This is a genomic window from Mesorhizobium sp. M7A.F.Ca.US.002.01.1.1, assembly GCF_004022955.1.
GTDB lineage: Bacteria > Pseudomonadota > Alphaproteobacteria > Rhizobiales > Rhizobiaceae > Mesorhizobium > Mesorhizobium ciceri.
Map to the genome: position 1 here is coordinate 1 of NZ_RZQE01000540.1, position 3,610 is coordinate 3,610.

The following is a 3,610-nucleotide window of genomic DNA, read 5'->3' on the forward strand; positions in this document are numbered from 1 at the left end:
CTTCTCCAGGGCGATGTCGGTTCCGGCAAGACCGTCGTCGCGCTGCTGGCCATGGCGCGTGCCGTCGAGGCCGGCGGCCAGGCAGCCTTGATGGCACCGACCGAAATCCTGGCGCGCCAGCATCTTGCGACCATCACGCCGCTTGCCGCCAAGGTAGGGCTTCGCATCGCCATCCTCACCGGTCGCGAGAAGGGCCGCGAACGCGCGGATACGCTGGCCGGCCTGGCAAGCGGCGAGATCGACATCGTCGTCGGCACCCACGCGCTGTTCCAGGAGACCGTCACCTTCAAAGACCTCGTCTTTGCCGTCATCGACGAGCAGCATCGTTTCGGCGTCCATCAGCGGCTTGCCATCACCGCCAAGGGCGACGCGCCAGACATGCTGGTGATGACGGCCACTCCTATCCCGCGCACCCTGGTGCTGACCGCTTTCGGTGACATGGACGTGTCGAAACTGACGGAAAAACCGGCCGGCCGCCAGCCGATCCGTACCGTTACGCTGCCGCTCGAGCGGCTCGACGAACTGGTCGACCGCATGGTGGACGCCGTCGCCGGCGGCCAGAAGATCTACTGGATCTGTCCGCTGGTCGAGGAATCCGAAGAGATCAAACTGATGTCGGCCGAAGACCGCTTCGCCTCGCTGAAACCATTGTTCGGCGATCGCATCGGTCTCGTTCACGGCCGCATGAAGGGTGCAGAGAAGGACGAGGCGATGCGCGCCTTCAAGCAGGGCGAGACACGCATCCTGATCGCCACCACCGTCATCGAGGTCGGCGTCGACGTGCCGGACGCCACCGTCATGGTCATCGAGCATGCAGAGCGCTTCGGCCTTGCCCAACTGCACCAGCTTCGCGGCCGGGTCGGACGCGGTGACAAGCCTTCCTCATGCGTGCTGCTCTACAAGGACCCGCTCGGCGAGACCGCAAAACGCCGGCTGTCGGTGATGCGCGAGACCGAGGATGGGTTCCTGATCGCCGAGGAGGACCTGAAGCTGCGCGGCGAAGGCGAATTGCTGGGCACCCGCCAGTCGGGCACGCCGGGCTTCCAGGTGGCTCGCATCGAGGCGCATGCCGACCTTCTGGAGGCCGCCCGCGACGATGCCAGGCTGATCCTGTCACGCGATCCGGAGCTGCAATCGCAGCGTGGTGAGGCGTTGCGCCTGCTGCTTTACTTGTTCGGTCGCGACGAAGCCGTGCGGCTTCTGCGCGCCGGCTGATCCAGGGCGGCAACCGAAGGGTTGGCCAGCATCCCTTCGATCGGCTCGCCATTCACGACAACCATTTGCTTTACTTCGGGCGCCACCAGACCGGCGGAGACGATCAGCTTGGCGCCATCCTCGATCGTCATGTCGAGCAGCACGATGTCCGACTTCGGCACATACATCAGGAAGCCCGTGGTCGGGTTTGGCGTGCACGGCATGAATACGGCGATCAGCGGATCGCCTTCCTGGTCGAGCTTCTGGTTGATCTCGGTTTCCTTTTCACTGGCGACGAACACCAGCGACCACACGCCCTTGCGCGGATATTCGACCAGCCCGACCTGGCGGAACATGTCACCCTTGTTCGACAGCACGGTCTCGAAAATCTGTTTCAGCGAGCCGTAGATGCCGCGCACCAGCGGCATGCGGCCAAGCAGGCGCTCGCCGAAATTGACGATGGCGCGGCCGACGATGTTTGCCGTCAGGAAACCGATCAGCGTGATCAGGATAAGCGCCACGATCAGTCCGAACCCCGGCACCGGAAACGACAGGTAGGTGTCAGGGCTGTAGCGGGCCGGAATATAAGGCTTCACCCAGGAATCGACCCAGCCGATGAACGACCAGGCAATGTAGGCGGTGATCGCCAAGGGCGCGCAGACGATGAAGCCCGTGAGGAAATAGTTCCTCAGCCGGGTCATGCCGGAGGTCTTGGGAGCATCGGACATGGTTCACCGGAGCGCGGGTTGCAGCGCAACATTAGTGAACCGGACGAAGCTTTGGAACTGCGAAGTTTTTAAAGAGCCGATTATGCCGCTACTTCCAACGGCTCAATCTTCTCGAGCTCCGGCGCCAGCTTTCTGGCTTCGGTTTCAAGCTCATAGGCCTGTTGAAAATTCATCCAGAATTCGGGCGTGGTGTTGAAAAATCTGGCGAGGCGAAGAGCGGTATCGGGAGTCAGGCCGATCTCTTCCTTGGCAATGCGTTCGATACGGGTGCGCGGAAGGTTGAGCTTTTTCGCCAGCGCGCCTGCACTCATGCCGAGCGGGACGAGATATTCTTCACGCAGGAATTCTCCAGGATGAACTGGACGTGCGAACTTCGATGCCATTCGGCCCAACCTCCGGTCTGGAAGGCAAAACCTATTCCACCGTCACCGATTTCGCCAGATTGCGTGGCTGATCGACGTCGGTGCCCATGAACACGGCGGTGAAATAGGCCAGCATCTGTATCGGCAGCGCATAGATGATCGGCGAGATGATTTCGGGCACATCCGGCAGCACGATTGTTTCCATCGTCTTCACGCTCACCTGCGCTGCGCCCTTGCTGTCGGTGATCAGGATGATCTTGCCGCCGCGCGCCGCCACTTCCTGCATGTTGGAAACGGTTTTCTCGAAGATCCGGTCATGCGGCGCGATGACGATGACAGGCATGTTCTCGTCGATCAGCGCGATCGGCCCATGCTTCAGTTCGCCGGCTGCATAGCCTTCGGCGTGGATGTAGGAGATTTCCTTGAGTTTCAACGCGCCTTCCATGGCCAGCGGGAAGTTGGTGTCGCGGCCGAGATAGAGCACGTCCTTGTAGCGCGAGAGTTCGCGCGCGATCCGCTCGATCTGCTCTTCAAGCTTGAGCACCTGGTTGGCGTAGCGCGGCGCTTCCGAAAGCGCGCGCACCAGGGTTTTCTCCTGTTCCTTCGAAATCATACCGCGCGCCACGCCGGCGCGCACCGCAAGCGCGGCCAGCACGGAAAGCTGGCAGGTGAAGGCCTTGGTCGAGGCGACGCCGATCTCGGGTCCGGCAAGCGTCGGCAGCACGACGTCGGATTCGCGCGCCATGGTCGATTCGCGCACATTGACGATCGCGCCGATCTTCATGCCGGCTTTGCGGCAATAACGCAGTGAGGCCAGCGTGTCGGCGGTCTCGCCCGATTGCGAGATGAAAAACGCCGCATCGTTCTCCGAGAGCGGCATTTCGCGGTAACGAAATTCGGAGGCGACATCGATGTCGACGGGCAGGCGCGCGTAGCGCTCGAACCAGTACTTGCCGATCAGGCCGGCCAGATACGCCGTGCCGCAGGCCGAGATCGCCAGCCGACCAATTTTGGCGAAGTCGAACGGCAGGTCGAGCGGCTTCGACACTCCGGAGACGAAATCCACGTAATGCGCCAGCGTGTGCGAGATCACCTCGGGCTGCTCATGGATTTCCTTTTCCATGAAATGGCGTCGGTTGCCCTTGTCGACCATGAAGCTGGTCGACAGCGACTGCTGGCGTTTGCGCTCTACCTTTGTGCCGCCGATATCGAAGATCTCAACACTATTGCGGCGCACCACCGCCCAGTCGCCATCTTCGAGATAGGTGATCGAATTGGTGAACGGGGCGAGCGCGATGGCGTCGGAGCCCAGGAACATCTCGCCAT

Annotated in this window: 4 protein-coding genes; 1 reads left to right on the plus strand and 3 read right to left on the minus strand. The window is 61.8% G+C overall.

Going from position 1 to position 3,610, the window contains the following annotated elements; translation table 11 throughout:
* Positions 1–1,215 (plus strand): ATP-dependent DNA helicase RecG (gene recG / locus EN932_RS31460; protein WP_128369345.1); only part of this gene is annotated, 1,215 nt, incomplete at its 5' end.
* Here recG and EN932_RS31465 read toward each other — a convergent pair.
* The 3 genes from EN932_RS31465 to glmS all read right to left on the minus strand — a co-directional run.
* On the minus strand, positions 1,167–1,922 hold the full coding sequence (locus EN932_RS31465) for a DUF502 domain-containing protein (RefSeq protein WP_127369470.1): 756 nt from the start codon (positions 1,920–1,922) through the stop codon (positions 1,167–1,169). The genes recG and EN932_RS31465 overlap by 49 nt on opposite strands.
* Positions 1,923–2,002: 80 nt before the next feature.
* Positions 2,003–2,305 (minus strand): HigA family addiction module antitoxin, encoded by a 303-nt coding sequence (locus EN932_RS31470; protein WP_027161478.1) that lies wholly within the window; start codon positions 2,303–2,305, stop codon positions 2,003–2,005.
* A 31-nt stretch (positions 2,306–2,336) separates the two neighbouring features.
* A partial coding sequence (glmS, locus tag EN932_RS31475) for a glutamine--fructose-6-phosphate transaminase (isomerizing) (protein ID WP_128369346.1) occupies positions 2,337–3,610 on the minus strand: 1,274 nt, incomplete at its 5' end.